The following is a 19320-nucleotide window of genomic DNA, read 5'->3' as shown; positions in this document are numbered from 1 at the left end:
CAGCGGCGCTGACTGGGACAGACCGGCTAGAGCTCGGCGGGCTAGAGTCCAAAACCCGGCCGGCGGCGCCGCAGATAGCGCTCGAATTCGGCGGCCAGTGCGTCCCCGTCGATCTTGCCCAGCGCGTCGTTCATTTCGACCGCTTCATCGCCGTGCTTCTCCAGCGTCTGCACGTACTCGGCCAGCTCGTCGTCATCAGAGGTCATCTCGGTGATCTCTTGCTCCCACACCTCGGCTTGGGCGGGCAGGCTCGACAGCGGTACCTCGATGTCGAGCACGTCCTCGACGCGGCGTAACAGCGCCACCGTGGCCTTGGGGTTCGGCGGGTGCGATACGTAGTGCGGCACCGCCGCCCAGAACGTCACCGCCGGGATCCCGGCCGCCACACACGCGTACTGAAACACTCCCGCAATGCCGGTGGGGCCCTCGTAGCGCGTTTCTTCCAGACCGAAGACCCGCGCCGACTCGGCCGAGTAGGCCGCGCCCGATACCGGGACCGGGCGGGTATGCGGCGTATCGGCCAGCAAGGCCCCGAGGATCACGACGGTGTCGACGTTGAGTTTCTCGATGATCGCCAGCAGCTCCGCACAAAATGTGCGCCAGCGCATGTTGGGTTCCAACCCGCACATCAATACGACATCGCGGTCACTGTCGGGTGGGCGGCAGTGCGAGATCCGCATCGCTGGCCACTCCAGCTCCCGGGTAACCCCGTCGATCTGTCGGATGACCGGCCGATTCACCTGATAGTCGTAGTAGGCCTCGTCGTCGATCTCCACGATGGGAGTCGCGTTCCAGATGGCGGCAAGGTGTCCGACCGCGTCGCTGGCGGCGTCGCCCGCGTCGTTCCAGCCCTCAAACGCCGCCACAACCACGGTCTTGTGTAGTTCGGGCAGCTCTCGGCTGGCATCGGACGGGGTCATCTGGTCAGCCTAAGGCCTCGAGCGGGTTAGCTGAGCGCATGCCTCCTGACCGGCCGGATATCGCAGGCGCAATCGGTCGGTCGCTGTCAATGGCTGAGGGAATTGCATAGCGCCACTATTTTTGCTGTGTGACTGCCGCTGGCAGGCCCCCTTACGACACTGATCTCCTCGTGCTGCAGCGAGATCCTCAACGAAACCCGCCCTGACGTGCTGGAAACCATCCACCGGAACTATTTCGAGTCCGGTGCTGACGCGGTAGAGACCAACACCTTCGGCTGCAACCTGTCCAACCTCGGCGACTACGACATCGCCGACGAGATCAGGGACCTCTCGGAGAAAGGCACGGCGAGGACTACTTCAAGCTCGGCTATCGAGGTGCCCGCTTCGCCTTCGGCTACGGCACCTGCCCCGATCTGGAGGATCGCGCCAAGATGATGAAGCTGCTGGAGCCCGAACGCATCGGCGTGACCTTGTCCGAAGAACCGCAGCTGCACCCCGAGCAGTCGACGGACGCCTTTGTGCTGCACCACCCTGAGGCGAAGTACTCCAATGTCTAGCAGGGGTCGGCATCGGTCCAGGTGCGTGGCAGCATGGGTAGCGTTGTGGTTTCGGCGAATCTGGTTTCCCTGCCCACGGTGAGCCTATCCGGTTGTCCAGCAATTGTTTTGGAGATTTCTCGGGAAAATCCATACGCATTCGCGCCGTGTTCGCTGACGGCGCTTGGCTCCGCTGCTGGTGGGTCCACCGTGGTCGGGTATCCGTCGGCGTCAAGGAATTCATAGCGGTACTGGCGTAGGCGTTTTGTGCCGTCCGGGCTCTGCGGGAGGCGGCTCGGGCCTGGTCGCCGGGCAGTCTGGCGGCCGGTGCCACGGCGTCGGCGGCGGCACCGGCAAGCGCTTTGCCTTTTGTCGTCGGAGTGCGCCCGCCGCCGTCGGGGCCGAGGACGGCGTAAAAGCTCTGGGCGGCAACGGGTCCAGCGGAGGAGGGGCCCGATGGCGCGGCGGCCGCGTGCGCAGTGGGAGTCGACCCGGCAACGGTAGCGCCGGTGCTAACGCTGGCAACGGCGACGCCGGTGGTCGCGGGTGAGATCTGATGGTTCGGCGGTCCGGACTGCGCACCGCCGGGCAGGGGTGGCGCCGTTTGTGGTGGGGTGCTGATGCCGGCAAGCCCGGCCAGCCCTACAGTCACGGCCGGTAGCCCGAGCGGACTGATTGCCGGGGTGAAAGGGCCGAAGTAGATCGTCGGGTCTAGCACCGCGTATGCGACGAACTTGAACACCGACCCGGATGCGAATGAGATGAATGAGTCCAGAACGTCGACAACAAATTTTTCCAACGGCCCCGAGAGCGTCTCGGCTGCCAGGTTGCGCAGGAAATTCAGGAAGCCCTGAAGCGCTTGGAGGATGATTTTCACTGGGTCGGGCATGGAGCTGGTCGCGGCGGGGGCGGCGTCGGCCGTCATGATCTGGGGTGACGGCGAAGTCCGGGGCGTCGCCGTCACGCTGTGTTGGCTGACAGCCTGATAGCCGGCCATGGTGATGGCGGCCTGGACCCACATCCGCATGTAGTCGGATTCGTTGAACGCGATCGGGATGGTTTTGATCCCGAAGAAGTTGGTGGCCATCAATGCGCCGTGCACAGCGTGGTTGGTGGCCAGCTCGGCGAGGGTGGGCATGGCCGCCAAGGCCGAGGTATATCCGGCGGCCGCGGATTCGTGGGCGGTGGCCGCCGCGTTGGCTACCGCGGCGGCCTGGGCCAGCCAATCGAGAAACGGTTGGTGCGCCGCGACAAATCGCTCGGCCGTCGACCCGTCCCAGGAACCGGTCCGCACGGCCGCGAGCAGCTGGGTGAGCTCGTCCGAAATGTCGGTGTATTGCGCGGCGAGGGCGCGCCATGCTGCTGCCGCCGCCAACAGTGCGCTGGGGCCCGGACCGGTGGAGAGCAGGTCGAATGCACCTCGGGGGGAAGCGCGAACCAGATCGGGAAGGTCATGAGCCGCCTCCTCCATCGCAGAATAAAGTAAGGCTAACCTATCTTAGGTTGGCCTAATGTAGCGAGGGGGCGGGCGCAGGTTGGGGTGTGGTCGGCGTCGGCGCGGCCCGGTCGAGGGGTGGGTCAGTCGGCTTGCCCGGTTTGGGCGGGGTCGCCGCGCGCCTCGGGTCGGGTTAGCTGAAGTCCCCCCCTCCAAAGGGGTGGTGCCTGGGTATTTGATCGCGGTTGAATATTGCCGCTTGCGGAAATATTTGTGCGACATATTTGAAAGTCCTATGAACGCTAGGGAATGCTCCAAAAGTTGCCGATGGAAATGGTAGTCGTAGACGACCGTGTCAGTGGTTAGTTTGCCGAGCGCTCGACATATGTTGCGCGATGAGTGGGTGACGTAGCGATGTGGTACTTATCGGTGGCGCCGTACGAGTTGGCGGCGGCGGCAACGGAACTGCGCGGCGTCGGCTCGATTGTCAGCACGGTCAATGCGGCAGCCGCGGTTCCGACCACCGCGCTTTGGCCCGCCGCTGCCGATGAGGTCTCGGCCGCCATAGCGGCGCTGTTTTCCAGCCACGCCCAGCAATATCAATCGCTTAGTGTCCAGTTGTCGGCGTATCACGACCAATTCGTTCGAGCCCTCGGCGCCGGTGGCGCTTCTTATTCGCTCGCCGAGGCCGCCAGCGCGTCACCGCTGCAGCAGCTGCTTGACCTGTTCAACCTGCCCAGCCAGACGCTGCTCGGCGGCCCGCTGATCGGCGACGGCGCTGACGGCACCGCATCGGCCCCCAACGGAGGTGCCGGGGGTTTGCTCTACGGCAACGGGGGCAACGGCTACGACAACAGCGCAAGCGCCGGGGTTGCCGGCGGTGCCGGCGGATCTGCCGGATTGATCGGTAACGGTGGCATCGATGGTGCCGGTGGGGCACTCGCGGCGGGAGGTGCAGGCGGGACCGGCGGGCTGCTGTTCGGCAACGGCCGGTCCGGTGGGGCCGGTGGACTGGGTGCAGTGGGCGGCCAGGGGGGTGGCGCAGGGGCGCTGTCACTGGTCGGAAGCGGTGGCGACGGTGGGCACGGCGGCGAGGGAACGCCAGGCGGATCCGGCGGCACCGGCGGCGGCGGCGGCAGTGCGGGACTGTTCGGGCGCGGTGGTTTCGGTGGGAGCGGCGGGACGGGCGGCGATGGTGTCGTGGGTAGCCCGGCCGCGCTGGACGGCGGCGCCGGTGGGGCCGGGGGATCGGGTGGCCGCGGCGGACTGTTCGCGGTGGGCGGCGATGGCGGCCACGGCGGGATCGGCGGCAACGGAGCTCGTGGCGCCGACGGGGTCGGCGATGGTGAGTCGGGCACCGCGGGCGGCAACGGCGGTGCAGGTGGTGCTGGTGGCGTGGGCGGCACCGGGATCTTGTCGGGTTCTGATGGCGTTGGCGGCGGTGGCGGTAACGGTGGTCGTGGCGGTGATGGTATTCGGGGTGCGGATGGGGTGCTCGATGGTGAGTCGGGTTACTTGGGCGGCAGCGGCGGGGCTGGCGGTGCCGGTGGTGCGGGTGGCGGCGGGAGCCAGGTGGGTTCTGATGGTGTCGGCGGCGCCGGCGGCACCGGGGGCGCCGGTGGTCACGGGGCCCGGGGCGCCGACGGCCTTCTCGATGGTGAGGCGGACAAGGGGGTGCCGGCGGCCAGGGCATCACCGGCGGCGCCAGCTCGACCAGCACGGGCGGCGCCCCAGGCGGCGTCGGCGGCGACGGTGACGACGGCGATCCCCCGACCGGCCAGACCGGCGGCGGCGGCGGTACCGGCGGTGGTGGCGGCGCGCCGGGTGTTGTCTGAGCAATCCGGCGGCTGGGCTGCGGCAGCACCAGGTGGTCAAAGTGGCCGACGGTGGGCATGCCACTGATGGGGTAACTCGGCCGCCAGGTGAAACCGCCGTGACTTTGCCTGGTGAGGCATGAAACAATCGCTGGCCGTGAAGACCTTCGAGGATCTGTTCGCCGAACTCGGTGACCGCGCCCGCACGCGGCCGCCCGGCAGCGCCACGGTGGCGGCGCTGGATGCGGGGGTGCATACCTTGGGTAAGAAGGTTCTGGAGGAAGCCGGCGAAGTCTGGCTGGCCGCCGAGCATGAATCCAACGAGGCGCTGGCCGAGGAGATCAGCCAGTTGCTGTACTGGACCCAGGTGTTGATGATTTCGCGCGGAGTGTCTCTCGACGAGGTGTACCGGAAGCTGTGAGCATGTTGCGGGTGGCGGTTCCCAACAAGGGCGCCCTGAGTGAACCGGCCACGGAGATTCTGGCGGAAGCCGGCTACCGGCGGCGCACCGATCCAAAAGACCTGACGGTCATCGACCCGGCAAATAACGTCGAGTTCTTCTTCCTGCGGCCCAAAGACATCGCCATCTACGTCGGCTCGGGACAGCTCGACTTCGGCATCACCGGACGTGATCTGGTCCACGATTCCGATGCGCAGGTGCGCGAGCGCTTGGCGCTGGGATTCGGGTCGTCCAGTTTCCGCTACGCCGGCCCCGCCCAGCGAGATTGGACGATGGCCGATCTCGCTGGCAAGCGGATCGCCACCGCGTATCCGAATCTGGTCAGAAAGGATCTGGCCGCCAAGGGTATTGAAGCAACGGTGATCAGACTCGACGGGGCGGTGGAAATCTCCGTGCAGCTGGGTGTGGCCGATGCCATTGCCGATGTGGTGGGCTCGGGCCGCACCCTGCGGTTGCACAATCTCGTCGCATTCGGTGAGCCGCTGTGTGACTCGGAGGCGGTGCTGATCGAGGGGAACGGCCGCGACGGCGCGGCCCAGGTCGAGGCCCGCGATCAGCTGGTCGCCAGGGTGCAAGGTGTGGTCTTGGGCCAGCAATACCTGATGCTGGACTACGACTGCCCGCGTGCGGTGCTGGACAAGGCCACCTTGATCACCCCTGGCCTGGAGTCGCCGACCATCGCCCCACTCGCCGACCCGGAATGGGTTGCAGTGCGGGCATTGGTGCCGCGCCGCGATGTCAACGGCACCATGGACGAACTTGCCGCCATCGGGGCCAAAGCCATTCTGGCTTCCGATATCAGGTTCTGTCGGTTCTGAGCATGTGCTATGGGGCGTTGCTGTGTTAGCGTCCCGCTAGGGCCGATTGCCCGCTAGTTGCATGGGCATTCCCCTTCACGTCGCCAGGCTGTTCGTCTGTCCCAGGAGGGATCGTTGTGACGCACTTTGTTGTTCTGCTGCTGGCTCTGCTCATCGGCGTTGTCGCTGGCCTGAGGTCGATGACGGCTCCAGCCGTGGTCTCCTGGGCCGCGTTCTTGAGCTGGATCAATCTTCATGGAACATGGGCGTCCTGGGTGGGCAACCTCATCACGGTCGTCATCCTGTCGGTCCTCGCGGTTGGCGAGCTGGTCAACGACAAGCTCCCCAAGACCCCGCCGCGCACTGCGCCACCGGTGTTCGCGGTTCGAATCATCTTGGGTGCCTTCGCCGGTGCAGTCATCGGCACGGCGTGGGGTTATCGGTGGGGCGGGCTCGGGGGCAGGAATCATCGGCGCCGTCCTGGGCACCCTGGGTGGCTACCAGGCGCGCACCAAGTTGGTGGCCGCGCGCGGCGGCCACGATCTGCCCGTCGCACTGCTGGAGGACTCGATCGCTGTCCTGGGTGGTTTTGCCATCGTTGCGACAGTGGCCGCCCTGTGACACAGCATTACGACGCGATAGTCGTCGGTGCCGGCCAGGCCGGCCCGCCATTAGTGGGTCGGCTGACCGCCGCGGGCGAGTGCGTTGCGATCGTGGAGCGCAAACATGTCGGCTGTACCTGCGTGAACTCCGGGTGTATCCCGACCAAGACGCTGGTCGCCAGTGCGCACGCCGCGCAATTGGCCCGTCGTGGCGCCGAATACGGTGTCGGTACCGGCCCCATCAGTGTGGACATGGCCAAAGTCAAGGCACGCAAAGACGGCATCATGCTCGCCGACCGTAAGGGTGTCGAGGATTGGCTGGACGGCATAAACGGCTGCACCGTGTTCCGCGGGCACGCCAGATTCGAGGATCCGCACACCCTGCGGGTCGGTGACGACCTGTTGAGTGCGGACCGGATATTCCTCAACGTCGGTGGCCGCGCGGTGGCTCCGAACATCCCGGGGCTTGCCGACATCGATTTCCTGACCAACGTTTCCATCCTCGAACTCGACACGCTGCCAGAGCATTTGGTCATCGTCGGCGGCAGCTACATCGCGCTGGAGTTCGCCCAGATGTACCGTCGTTTCGGTGCTCCGGTCACCGTCGTCGAGCGGGGACCGAGGCTGGCTTCCCGCGAGGACGAGGACGTCTCGGCCACCATCCGAGAGATCCTGGAGGCCGAAGGCATCAACGTTGTCGTTGGTGCCGACGACGTGCGAATCACTAAGCGCGACGGTAGCGTTGGCGGCTTCGAGCTGACTCCCTGCGCGGGCGCGGCCCCCATTGCGGGCAGCCATCTATTGCTGGCGGTGGGGCGTCGGCCCAACACCGATGACCTGGGGCTGGAGGCCGCCGGGGTGCAGACCGACGCCCGCGGCTACGTGGTGGTGGACGACCAGCTCAAGACCAGTGTCGACCACATCTGGGCGATGGGCGATGGGCGACTGCAACGGCAAGGGCGCCTTCACTCACACGTCGTACAACGATTTCGAGATCGTTGCGGCCAATCTGCTCGATGACGACCCACGCCGGGTCAGCGATCGCATCACCACCTACGCCCTCTACATCGATCCGCCGCTGGGGCGGGCCGGGATGAGTGTTGCTCAGGCCCAGGCGACCGGCCGCAAGCTGCTGGTCGGCAAGCGGCCGATGACCAGGGTCGGTAGGGCAGTGGAAAAGGGTGAGACGCAAGGCTTCATGAAGGTGGTCGTCGACGCGGACACCGACGAGATCCTGGGAGCGACGATCTTTGGCGTGGGCGGTGACGAAGCCATTCACGCGATCCTCGACGTGATGTCGGCCAAAGCGCCCTACACCACGTTGTCACGAACGATGCATATCCACCCCACGGTCAGCGAACTCGTTCCCACGATGTTGCAGGAGATGGCGCCGCTGGTCTAGTGGCGATCATCAGCGCAGCGGGATGGGGCACAGCGGGTTTCACCCCGGGACATCGACTTCTCCTGGCGCAATCGTTGTTGGCTTTGTCGGTAGGAACGCCGCGGGAAAATACGCCAGCGCCCCGAGGACGGCGGCCACCGCGAACGTCAGCGTGTAGGCATGCGAAAGGTCATGCTGCAAGTCGACCAAAAAATCGGGGCCAACCGCTCGCGCCGGTACCGCCGAGGGGGCAATCGGCACGACGTGGCGCTCGGCGTTCTCGCGCAACACCGCCATGTTGTTTGCTGTCGAGATGGTGTGGCTCCGGCAGAACTGGTTGGTCAGGATCATCGACATCAGTGCCGCACCTATCGAGCCGGATATCTGCTGATTGACGCTGATCAGCGCCGATCCGCGGGCGATCTGATGCGGGGCCAGGACTCGCATTACCGACGCGGCGAGCAGCAGTCCGGTGCAGCCCAAGCCCATACCGGCGACGGTCAGGCCGGCCAGCAGCGTGGGCAGATAATCTGCCTCGTTGGCGACTCCGAATACGAATGTGCCCGTTCCGGTGGCAATCAGAGCGAGTCCGATCAGCACCACCTTGCGTGGACCGCGGCTGTCCATGAAGGCGCCGGTAAGCGGCATGGTCAGCATGGCTCCGAATCCAATAGGGACCATCATCAGCCCGGACCGCATTGGAGTCTGGTGTAGCAGTTGCTGAAAGTAGCTCGGCAGTAACAGGCTGGCACCCGCCGCCCCGGCGACGTACAACAGCAGCGCCAGGTTGGCCAGCCGGACCACTCGGTCGGTAAACAACCGCAGATCGATTAGCGGGTGATCCGTTCGATACCAGGCGTGCAGGGCGAACGCGGTAATCAACACCGCACCGCTGATCGCCGGTACCCACACGCGGTGATCGGTTACCGTGCCCGACCCTGGGATTGCTGATACTCCCAACAATAGCATCGCGATGCCGGGCAACAGCAGTAGCATGCCGATGAAGTCGAAGCGTTCGGACGGTTTCGGTGGATCCTCCGGGACGAGGATCGCGGCAAGGCCGAATGCCAACAGGCCGGCCGGCAAGTTGATCAGAAAAATCCATTGCCAGCCGTACGAGTCGATCAGCCAACCACCCAGAATCGGTCCCAACATCGGGGCAGTCAGCATGGGAATGGCCCCTACCGCGAGCAGGCGGCCGAGCCGCTTTGGGCCCGCCTGGTGGGTCACGATGGCGAGGACCAGCGGCCCCAGCACGCCCCCACCGATACCCTGCACCACGCGAAATGTGATCAGTAGCCCAATGTTCGGGGCGCTCGCACACAGCATTGAGCCGAGCGTGAACGTCGCAACCGCGCCCATGAACAGCCGTTTGGCGCCCAATCGGTCGGCTGCCCACCCTGTCATTGGCGTAGCGGTGGCCATTCCAAGCATGTAGCCGGCCACGGTCCAGGCGACAGTGGCCTGGGTGGAATGGAATGCCACGGTGAAGGTGCGTTGCGCGACGGTGACGATGCTGATGTCGAGGTTCGCCATGATCGCGGCTATCAGGCACACGCCCGCAATTCGGATGGTTGGCCAGTCGAGCCGGTCTGGATAGTTGTCTGGAGTCGGGCCCAGCTGCGTCGCAGTGGCGCGTGCATCGGCCCCGCAGGGCTCCATCGCGAGACACCTTGTACGGCACGGGTTGCTTTCGCAGCCCCGATCAGTTCGAAAATTGTTATTCATGCTCTGGTGAATTCACTGAGAGTTGTCTTATCCGCGATAATACTTCTCAAAAGGAAACGATTTCTCACGCCCTGGCTGCATCCGGTTCGCGCGGTTCGCGCGTGAAATCGATGACGATCCGCCAGCCAGTCGACAGTATCAAAACGGCGTCAAAGACGCAGCCCAAATCTGAAGTGTCCCACGGATTAATTAACCCGTTGATGAATTTCTTGCTGGGGTGACCGTTTCGTTGGAAAGGTAGAAATTCATCCTTTGTTTATTTATTCCTCGAGTGGAGATGCGGGCGAATTTGTCCGATAGTTGGTGATAGATTGTCGGCTTGGTCGACCGGGTTTTTCACGCCACTGTAGGGGGCGATCATGTCATTGATATTGGACCGGGTTCGGGAACTGGGAACGCAAATCCCAGACGCCGCTGCCCTCTCTTTTGTGAATGATCGAGGCCTGGTCACCGAATCGATGAGTCGCGCCGATGTGGTGACCGAAATGAATAAGGTTGCCCAGTTCGTGCGGCAGGATCGCGGCTTGGCGCCCGGAGATCGGGCGGTCTTGGTGTATCCGCCTGGTCTGGACTTCGTGTGTGGATTGCTGGGGTGCATGGCGGCCGGGGTAATCGCGGTGCCGGTGTTCCCCCCGGACCCGATCAACCCACAAAAGTCCGGCGAAGCCTTCCGGCGGGTGGCACTCGACTGCGGCGCAACAGCGGTCCTGACCAGCCACCACTATGCCGACGCTCGGCAGCTAGACGTGCCCGCTTCGGTGGGGACGGCCTTCGATGAGGACTGGCGGAATGCCCTTCCCTGGCACGTGACATCGCGGGGGGCCAGTGGGCGCGGAACGGGCGCCCCGCGGGCCGTGAGTGAGGCGACTTCAGAGTGGGCCCCCAGCCCGCAGACGCCTGCCCTACTGCAGTACACCTCGGGTTCAACATCGGACCCCAAGGGTGTGGTCATCACCCATGGCAACGTGGTGCATCAGGCCGAGTTCAACCGCCGCTTCATCGGACTCGGCCCGGGCCATCGGGCTGTCTTCTGGGTGCCGCCGTACCACGACTTCGGCCTCATCAGCGGCATTCTGAGCGCGTTGGCCGGCAATTTCGACCTCACCATGATGTCGCCGATGAGCTTTATCCAGCGCCCTGCCTTGTGGTTTGAGGTCATGGACCGGGTTCGCGCCACCGTCACTGTCGCACCCAACTTCGGATTCGAGCTGGCGATGCGCAAGACCACTGCCGAGCAGCGCGCTGGCTGGGATCTGAGCCCGTTGCAGGTGATAGTGAGTGCCGCGGAACCGGTGCGCGAGGACACCACCCGCCGCTTCTTTGAAGCCTTTGCCGCCTCAGGGATCCGCCGGGAAGCCTTCTGTCCGTGCTACGGGCTTGCGGAACACACCGTCGGCATCACTGTGTCCGGGCGCTCGAGCCTGCGGGGGGATCGCTCCCAGCTGGAAACGCGGCAGTTAGCGGTTCCTAGCGAGGATCCCGATGCCCAGGTCCTGATGGGCTGCGGGCAGCCAACCGATGACGTGGATGTGCGCATCGTGGACCCCGAGCTGTGTGTTCCACTCGGCGAGGGACAGGTGGGGGAGATCTGGGCGGACTCGCCGAGCAAAGCCGCCGGCTACTGGGGATTGTCAGCGAAAAGCCGTGCCACGTTTCAGGCTGCGTTAGCCGGGGTCGAGGGTGGCCGCGGCTACCTGCGAACGGGGGATCTGGGCTTTCAGCACGACGGTGAGCTGTATGTGTGTGGGCGCATCAAGGATCTGCTGATCCTGGCGGGGCGCAACATCTATCCGCAAGATATCGAGGACAGCCTGCGAGATTGCCACCACGCGATCAGGCCGGGCGGGTTCGCGGCTTTCGCCGTAGCGGACGGCAACAGCGAGACGCTGGCGGTGCTGGCTGAGGTGCGCACCGACGGGTCGCCCGACCTGCTCGCAGGGGTAGTGGCGGCGATCCGGGCGGCGGTGTTGAAAGACCACCAGCTGCGCTGTGGGGTGGTAGTGCTGGGGCCGCCGGGGAGCGTGAGCAAGACGACCAGCGGCAAGGTGCAGCGCTCGCGGTGCCGCGCCCGCTTTCTCGACGGCACCTTGCAAGCCCAAGCGCTGCTGGTGGACCGCCGCACAGACGATGAACCCGTTGGCGCCGCGCCCACGACCGAGCAGCTGCTATCGGTGGTGTGCGGCCAGGCGGCCGAGGTCTTGGGGATCGGCGCGGCCAGTGTGGACATCGATCGATCGCTGGGGGATCAGGGCCTCAACTCGATCGGAGTCACCGAGTTGGCGTCGCGGCTAAGTCAGGTGCTGGGCCAAGACGTGCAACCCGTAGACATCTTCAACCATCCCACGGTTGGAGATCTGGTCCAGATCCTGAGCCTAGGTGAAAAGACACGTCACCAGCGTCGAGTGCGAGAACGGTAGGGGCATCATGCGGCGAGTGACGCTGGTGCAGTGGCACTTCCGGCAGACCCGGTAGCCATTGTCGGTATCGGGTGCCGGTTTCCGGGTGGGGTGGATTCGGCGGACTCGTTGTGGGACATGGTGGTGTCGGCCCGGGATGTGATTTCGGATTTTCCGGGTGATCGGGGCTGGGATGCGGGGAGGTTGTTTGATCCGGATCCGGATCCGGATGCACTGGGTAAGACGTATTGCCAGGTGGGCGGGTGCTTAGAGGATGCGGCCGGCTTTGATGCCGGGTTCTTCGGGATCGCCCCGCGCGAGGCGCTGGCGATGGATCCCCAACAGCGGGTCTTGCTAGAGGTGTCGTGGGAGGCGTTGGAGGGCGCCGGGATTGACCCAAAGGCGCTGCGGGGAAGCGCTACCGGGGTATTCGTGGGAACCTGGGTGCAGCCCTATGGGGATGGCGGTTCAGACAGCGCGGATGGATATGCCATGACTGGCACCGCCACCAGTGTGGCTTCGGGGCGGGTGGCGTATGTGTTGGGGTTGGAGGGGCCGGCGGTGTCGGTGGATACCGCGTGTTCTTCGTCGTTGGTGGCGGTGCATCAGGCTGTGCAGTCGTTGCGGTTGGGGGAGTGTGATCTGGCGTTGGTTGGTGGGGTGACGGTGATGGCGACGCCGTCGGTGTTTGTGGGGTTTTCTCGGCAGCGGGGGTTGGCTCCGGATGGGCGGTGTAAGGCGTTTGCGGAGGCTGCGGATGGGGTGGGGTGGGGTGTGGGTGCGGGAGTGCTTGTCTTGCAGCGGCTCTCGGCTGCGCGTCGGCAGGGTCGTGTGGTGTTGGGGGTGGTGCGTGGGTCTGCGGTGAATCAGGATGGGGCTTCTCATGGGTTGACGGCTCCGAATGGGCCGGCGCAGCAGCGGGTGATTCGGGCGGCGTTGGCTGGTGCGGGGTTGGGGCCTGCGGATGTGGATGTGGTTGAGGCTCATGGGACGGGTACCAGGTTGGGGGATCCGATTGAGGCTCAGGCGTTGTTGGCGGTTTATGGGCAAGATTGTGAGCCGGGTCGGCCGTTGTGGGTGGGGTCGATCAAGTCGAATATGGGTCATGCTCAGGCGGCGGCGGGGGTGGCCGGGGTGATCAAGATGGTGCAGGCGATGCGTCATGGGTTGCTGCCGCAGACGTTGCATGTTGATGAGCCCTCGGGGCAGGTGGATTGGTCGGCGGGGGTGGTTGAGGTGTTGAGTCGGGCGAGGTCGTGGCCGGGTGTGCCGGGGCGTCCGCGTCGGGCTGGGGTGTCTTCGTTTGGGATTAGTGGCACTAATGCGCATGTGATTGTTGAGCAGGCGTTGCCTGAGGTGGCCGAAAGTGGCGGTGTGTCAGGGGTTTGCGGGCAGGGTGTGGGCTCGGTCGAGTCGGTGGTGCGGGCGTCTGTGGTGCCGTGGGTGTTGTCGGCTCAGTCGAGGCAGGCGTTGGTGGCTCAGGCGAGTCGGTTGTTGGGTCGTGTCGGTGGTGATGATGGCCTCGATCCCGTTGATGTGGGGTTGTCGCTGGCGCAGCGTTGCGTCTTTGAGCATCGCGCGGTGGTCGTTGGTCGGGATCGGGAGGCGTTGCTGGCGGGGTTGACCGGGCTGGCGCGCGGTGAGCCGGGTGCTGGTGTGGTGGTGGGTCAGGCCGCGGCGGTGGGCAAAACGGTGCTGGTGTTCCCCGGCCAAGGCGCCCAGTGGACCGGGATGGGCCGCCAGTTATTTGACGAATCAACGGTGTTCGCCGAGCGGATGCGCCGCTGCGGTGAGGCGCTAGCGGAGTTTGTCTCGTGGTCGCTATTGGATGTGGTAACCGGGGTAGCGGGGGCGCCGGGGCTGGATCGAGTCGATGTGGTGCAGCCGCTGTCGTGGGCGATCATGGTGTCACTGGCCGAGTTGTGGCGTTCGGTGGGGGTGACACCGGATGCGGTGATCGGTCATTCGCAGGGGGAGATCGCGGCGGCATGTGTGGCCGGCGCGTCGTCGCTGCGAGATGGCGCGGCGGTGGTGGCACTGCGTAGCCGGCTGTTGGTGGATTTGGCCGGTGCCGGGGCGATGGCGTCGCTGGCCTGTGGGGTGGCGCGGGCAGCGCAGTTGCTGGCCGGCTTCGGTGATCGGCTCGACCTTGCCGCCATCAATGGAGTTTCTGCGGTGGTGATCTCGGGTCGGGTCGATGCCGTGTTGGAGCTGATGGACCTCGCTGAGACCCAGGGTGTTCGGGCTCGCCGCATCGAGGTCGACTATGCGTCGCATTCGGCTCAGGTCGATGCGATCGCTGGGCCTTTGATGGAGGCATTGGCAGGCATCGAGCCGCGGCCGAGTTCGACGTCGTTCTTCTCGACGGTCACCGGCGGGTTGATGGATACCGCGGAACTGGATGGCGGGTATTGGTTTCGCAGCATTCGCCAGACGGTGCAGTTTGCGGAGGCAGTACGGGCCGCGGGCGCGCAGGGCTACGGGGTGTTTGTGGAGTCCAGTGCGCATCCGTTGTTGCTCAATGCAATTGAGGAGACCTTGGCAGACGAGACGGGAGACGCCGCGAAGAACGTGGTGGTGGTGCCCACGCTGGGACGCGAGGATGGCGGGTTGGGGCGGTTTTGGATGTCTGCCGGCCAGGCCCATGTCGCTGGGGCGGGGATGGACTGGCGGGCGGTGTACGCCGGCTGGGGTGCGCGGTTGGTGGAACTGCCAACCTATGCGTTCCAGCGGCAGCGGTTCTGGTTGCCGCCGGCCCCAACAGGATCGGTCGATCCTGCGGGCTTGGGGTTGGGTGAGGCTGGGCACGGTTTGTTGTGCGCCGCAGTCGAGCATCCCGATTCGGGGGAGGTGATTCTCACCGGACGCCTATCGCTGAGCGCTCAACCTTGGCTGGCCGACCATGCGGTGCTGGGGGTGATGTTGTTCCCAGGCACAGGGTTTTTGGAGTTGGTTATCCGTGCCGGTGACGTGGTGGGCTGCACGTTGGTGCGGGAGTTGACGATGGTTGCTCCGTTGGTGTTGAGCCACGACGTACCGGTACAGGTGCAGGTGGTGGTCGCCCCCGACGGGGGTGACGGGAGCCGCTCGGTGACGGTGTATTCGCATGCCGATCGCCCCGATTCCGGGTGGCTGCTCAATGCCCAGGGTGTGCTGGACGTTGACGTCCTGCAGCCGCCGGCGGAGGTGTCGGAGTGGCCTCCGGCCGGTGCCGTGAGGGTGGAAATCTCCGATGCATATGAGCAGCTCGCGGCGCGTGGCTTTGAGTATGGTCAGGCGTTTCGCGGGTGCACCGCGTTGTGGCGGCGCGACCAGGAGCTGTTCGCGGAAGTCGCCCTACCCGAGCAAGTCAGCGCTCAAGCGGGCCGGTTCGGGATTCATCCGGCTTTGTTGGATGCGGCGCTGCACGCGGGGTTGTACGGCGCCTTGGATTTCGGCGGGTCGCGCGCCGGTAACGCTGAAGCGGTGTTGCCGTATTCCTGGCAGCGGGTGTCTTTGTATGCGGGTGGTGCCGAGCGGTTGCGGGTGCGGATCACTCCCAGTGCCTCTGGGACGGTCTCGATAGAGCTTGCCGATAGCGCGGGAGGCCCGGTGCTATCGGCAGCCTCGTTGGCAGTGCGCCCGGTCGGCACCGCCGAACTACGTGCCGCGTTGAGCGCGGCAGCGCGCGAGACCGATCAAGGGGTGTTGGAGCTGGCGTGGTCACCGATCACGGTGGAGTCCACGAGCGGTGGTCATCGACCCGTGGTGTTGGAGTGGGCGGACCATGTGGCGGCCGATGATGATCACGCCGCCGGTCAAGCCGATGTGGTGCTGTGGCGTTGCGAGCCGGCCGGTGGAAGGGTGCCCGATCAGGCTTATCGCGCCACCCACGCCGCGCTCGAGGTGTTACAGCGCTGGCTGGCCCGCGATCGGTCGGCGATGCTGGTGATCGCGACTCATGGCGCCGTGGGATCGGCGGAACACGACATCACCGATCTGGCCGGAGCGGCCGTCTGGGGTTTGGTCCGTTCAGCACAAACCGAACACCCCGGCCGGATCGTCCTGATCGACACCGATACTGCCGTGGTCGACCTGGCGGGGTTGCTGGCCACCAAAGAACCCCAACTCATGGTGCGTGCCGGAAGGGTGCACGCGGCGCGTCTTGCCGCGGTGGAGGAAACCCTCGTCCTCACCGCCCACCAGCAGTGGCGGCTGGCCGCAGGCGGCGAAGGCACGCTCGCCGGCGTGGTGATGGAGCCGAACCCACAGGCGCAGGCGCCGCTCGGGCCGGGGCAGGTGCGGGTAGCGGTGGCCGCGGCGGGGGTCAATTTCCGGGATGTACTCGTGGTGTTGGGGATGTACCCCGGGCAGGCCCCGCCGCTGGGCGGGGAGGGCGCGGGCGTGGTGGTCGAGGTCGGCCACCACGTGCGCAGGTTGAGTGTTGGTGACCAGGTGATGGGACTGGTAGGGGTGGCCGGGCCTGAGGCCGTCGTCGATCAGCGCTTACTGGTCAAGTTGCCGAGCGGGTGGTCGTTGGCGCAAGCCGCAGGAGTGCCGGTGGCGTTCTTGACGGCTTGGTACGGGTTGTCGGATCTGGCGGGTGTGCGGTCTGGGGAGTCGGTGTTGGTGCATGCCGCGACCGGCGGGGTGGGCATGGCCGCGGTGCAGCTGGCCCGGCATTGGGGACTGGAAGTGTTTGTCACGGCCAGCCGCGGTAAGTGGGACATCCTGCGGCGCATGGGGTTTGACGATGACCACATCGGTGATTCGCGCACGGTGGACTTCGCAGACAAGTTCTTGGCGGTCACCGACGGCCGCGGCGTCGACGTGGTGCTCAACTCGCTGGCCGGGGAGTTCATCGATGCCTCGCTGCGGTTGCTGGCCCGTGGTGGCCGCTTTGTCGAGATGGGCAAAACTGATATCCGGGACCCACGCACGATTGCCCAGAACCATCCCCGTGTGACCTATCGCGCGTTTGACTTGCTGGAGTCTGGCCCGGCGCGCATCCAGGCGATGTTAGGTGCGCTGCAGGAGTTGTTTCAGGCTCGGGCGTTGCATCCGCTGCCGATCAAGACCTGGGATGCGCGCTGCACTCCGGCCGCGTACCGGTTTGTCAGCCAGGCGCGTCATATCGGCAAGGTGATATTGACCATGCCCACCTTGTTGCCCGATGCGCTGGCGGCGGGCACGGTTTTGATCACCGGGGGGACTGGGATGGTCGCAGCGGTTTTGGCTCGCCATCTAGGGCGTGTCTGCTTAATGTGAATGGTGTTTTGGCTGATGCTGTTTGGGTGATGCGGACGCATGCGATTTCTGATGATTTGTGGTCGCTGATCGTGGCGGTGTTGCCTGCGGGGCGGCGGCGTGGCCGGCCGTGGAACGATCATCGACGTACTCTGGAGGGCATTATCTGGCGTTACCGTACGGGATCTCCGTGGTGTGACCTGCCCGAGCACTTCGGTCCCTGGCAATCGGTGGCCGAGAGGCATCTACGCTGGTCGGTCGATGGCATCTACGCGCGGATCTTCGCGGCGATCGCCTCTGACCTCGACGCCGAGGACGCCGACCTGGGCGCACTGTTGTCGGTCGATTCGACCAGTGTGCGCGCCCACCAACACGCAGCCGGAGCGCGCTCCGGGCGCCGCACAGGGGGATCTGTCGAATTACAAGAAATATCTCGATGAGCCCGATGACCACGCCATTGGGCGTTCCCGCGGCGGGCTGACTACCAAGATCCACGCCTTGACCGACCAGCTGTGCAGTCTGGTCACCCTGGCACTGTCGGCCGGTCAAGCCGGTGATAATCCGATGCTTTGGCCATTGCTGGCCGCCCGGTGCAGCAACTCATACGCCCCGTTTCGCCTGCTGGCGGACAAGGCGTACTCCCATGACTCGACGCGGGCACAGCTGCGCCGGCTCAAGATCGCCCATACCATCCCCGAGCGCAGCGACCAGATCACCCGCCGCAAAGCTAAAGGCCGCAACGGAGGACGGCCTCCGGGGTTCTCAGGCCGAATCTACAAGCACCGTAACACCGTCGAGCGAAGCTTCAACCGGCTCAAACACTGGCGCGCGGTCGCCACCTGCTACGACAAATACGCCCTGACCTACCTCGGCGGTGTCACCCTGGCCGCCATCATCACCTACCACCGCGTCCGCAGTTAGCAGACAGGACCTAGTCAGCAGCCATGGGGTGAGGCATGTGGTGTTGGTGAGCTGGCGCGGTGATGCGGCCGCGGGGGCCCGCGAGTTGGTCGACGAACTGACCGCGGTGGGGGCCGCGGTGCGGGTGGCCGCTTGTGATGTCGCAGATCCAGCCGCGGTGTCACGGCTGATGAATCAGCTACCCGAGCAGTGTCCGCCGCTGAGCGCGGTGATTCACGCCGCAGGGACACTCGACGACGCGTCGATCACTTCGCTGACGCCGCAGCGGGTGGATGCGGTGTTGCGGGCCAAGGTGGACGGCGCTTGGAATCTGCACGAGGCCACCCGGGATTTGGGGCTGTCGGCTTTTGTGTTGTGTTCGTCGATCGCGGCGGCCGTGGGGGCCCCAGGACAGGCCAACTATGCCGCTGGCAACGCATTCCTCGATGCGTTGGCAGCGCATCGGCGCGCTACCGGGCTGGCCGGCATCTCGCTGGCATGGGGGTTGTGGGAACAATCCAGCACGATGACCGCGCATTTGCGTGGTCGCGATGTGGACCGGATGACCCGTATCGGGATGCGGGCAATCTCGGCGGAGCAGGCCATCGAACTCTTCGATGCCGCGCTAGTTCTTGATCACCCCACCGTGGTGACCTCCCGACTCGACGAGGCCGCGTTGGCCAACCCCACCATCAGTTCCCAGCTGCCGCCGCTGTTCAACGATCTGATTCGCCGTCCAGTGCGGCGCCGCGTCGACAACGACACTATGGCCGCCAAATCGATTTTGGCCCAACGCCTCAACGACCTGGCCCCGGAGCGCCAGAGAGTTGCATTCATCGAGATGGTCTGTGAGCAGGCGGCCGCGGTGTTGGGTCGCCCCAACGGGGACGACGTCGACCCCAAGCACACGTTCCGGGACCTGGGACTGGACTCACTGAAGGATCTGGAGTTGCGCAACAGACTCAAGATCATCTCTGGGCTGGCGTTGCCACCCACCTTGATCGTCGACCATCCCACTCCCCAGCTACTAGCGGGGTATCTGAGCCAGCGACTGGGCGAAAACAATGGTGCCCCAACAGATGGCGGATCGAGGCCGTCACCTGCTGATCCCGACGACGAACTGCG

8 protein-coding genes and 6 pseudogenes are annotated in these 19320 nt (G+C 65.3%); 11 read left to right on the top strand and 3 right to left on the bottom strand.

All coding sequences use genetic code 11. The features are described from left to right. Nucleotides 1–41 precede the first annotated feature (41 nt). On the bottom strand, nucleotides 42–920 hold the full coding sequence (locus G6N41_RS20415) for a PAC2 family protein (protein WP_011740337.1): 879 nt from the start codon (nucleotides 918–920) through the stop codon (nucleotides 42–44). Between the two features lie 207 nt (nucleotides 921–1127). On the opposite strand from G6N41_RS20415, the gene G6N41_RS20410 reads away from it, so the two are divergent. Together G6N41_RS20410 and G6N41_RS20405 are read left to right on the top strand one after the other, a co-directional pair. Beyond that, on the top strand, nucleotides 1128–1355 hold the full coding sequence (locus G6N41_RS20410; protein WP_038579880.1) for a homocysteine S-methyltransferase family protein: 228 nt from the start codon (nucleotides 1128–1130) through the stop codon (nucleotides 1353–1355). Continuing rightward, nucleotides 1268–1477 (top strand): annotated as a pseudogene (locus G6N41_RS20405) (vitamin B12 dependent-methionine synthase activation domain-containing protein); the annotation flags it as partial. The gene G6N41_RS20410 and the pseudogene G6N41_RS20405, both read left to right, overlap by 88 nt. On the opposite strand, the pseudogene G6N41_RS30135 reads toward G6N41_RS20405, so the two are convergent. Next, nucleotides 1474–2911 (bottom strand): annotated as a pseudogene (locus G6N41_RS30135) (PPE domain-containing protein). The pseudogenes G6N41_RS20405 and G6N41_RS30135 overlap by 4 nt on opposite strands. Before the next feature lie 394 nt (nucleotides 2912–3305). Between G6N41_RS30135 and G6N41_RS29810 the strand changes: the two are divergent. The 5 genes and pseudogenes from G6N41_RS29810 to G6N41_RS20375 all read left to right on the top strand — a co-directional run bounded on the left by G6N41_RS29810 (nucleotide 3306) and on the right by G6N41_RS20375 (nucleotide 7966). After that, entirely contained in the window at nucleotides 3306–4793 is a 1488-nt protein-coding gene (locus G6N41_RS29810; RefSeq protein WP_198965502.1) for a PE family protein, read from the top strand. Between the two features lie 51 nt (nucleotides 4794–4844). Continuing rightward, on the top strand, nucleotides 4845–5126 hold the full coding sequence (locus tag G6N41_RS20390; protein ID WP_011740335.1) for a phosphoribosyl-ATP diphosphatase: 282 nt from the start codon (nucleotides 4845–4847) through the stop codon (nucleotides 5124–5126). Nucleotides 5127–5128: 2 nt separating this feature from the next. Beyond that, nucleotides 5129–5983: an ATP phosphoribosyltransferase gene (gene hisG / locus G6N41_RS20385; protein WP_198965501.1), complete on the top strand. Its 855-nt coding sequence runs from the start codon at nucleotides 5129–5131 to the stop codon at nucleotides 5981–5983. A gap of 116 nt (nucleotides 5984–6099) precedes the next feature. Continuing rightward, nucleotides 6100–6583: pseudogene (locus G6N41_RS20380) on the top strand (glycine zipper 2TM domain-containing protein). Beyond that, nucleotides 6580–7966 (top strand): annotated as a pseudogene (locus G6N41_RS20375) (FAD-containing oxidoreductase). Before G6N41_RS20380 ends, G6N41_RS20375 begins: the two co-directional pseudogenes overlap by 4 nt. A 39-nt stretch (nucleotides 7967–8005) precedes the next feature. Here G6N41_RS20375 and G6N41_RS20370 read toward each other — a convergent pair. Then, on the bottom strand, nucleotides 8006–9607 hold the full coding sequence (locus G6N41_RS20370; protein WP_198965500.1) for a DHA2 family efflux MFS transporter permease subunit: 1602 nt from the start codon (nucleotides 9605–9607) through the stop codon (nucleotides 8006–8008). Nucleotides 9608–10032: 425 nt separating this feature from the next. Here G6N41_RS20370 and G6N41_RS30130 point away from each other — a divergent pair, with 425 nt between their 5' ends. The 4 genes and pseudogenes from G6N41_RS30130 to G6N41_RS30125 all read left to right on the top strand — a co-directional run. Next, complete coding sequence (locus tag G6N41_RS30130; protein ID WP_407663654.1) at nucleotides 10033–12090, top strand: AMP-binding protein; 2058 nt, start codon at nucleotides 10033–10035, stop codon at nucleotides 12088–12090. Nucleotides 12091–12120: 30 nt separating this feature from the next. Continuing rightward, on the top strand, nucleotides 12121–17316 hold the full coding sequence (locus G6N41_RS20365) for a beta-ketoacyl synthase N-terminal-like domain-containing protein (RefSeq protein ID WP_407663653.1): 5196 nt from the start codon (nucleotides 12121–12123) through the stop codon (nucleotides 17314–17316). 26 nt (nucleotides 17317–17342) lie between these two features. Then, nucleotides 17343–18216, top strand: a pseudogene (locus G6N41_RS20360) (IS5 family transposase). Further along, nucleotides 18170–19225: pseudogene (locus G6N41_RS30125) on the top strand (type I polyketide synthase); the annotation flags it as partial. The pseudogenes G6N41_RS20360 and G6N41_RS30125, both read left to right, overlap by 47 nt. Between the last annotated feature and the right edge of the window lie 95 nt (nucleotides 19226–19320).

Origin of the sequence: Mycobacterium shottsii (assembly GCF_010728525.1) — a bacterium.
Taxonomy (GTDB): Bacteria; Actinomycetota; Actinomycetes; order Mycobacteriales; family Mycobacteriaceae; genus Mycobacterium; species Mycobacterium marinum.
Note: the sequence above shows the minus strand (reverse complement) of the source record. Positions and strands in the feature narration are given on the sequence as shown.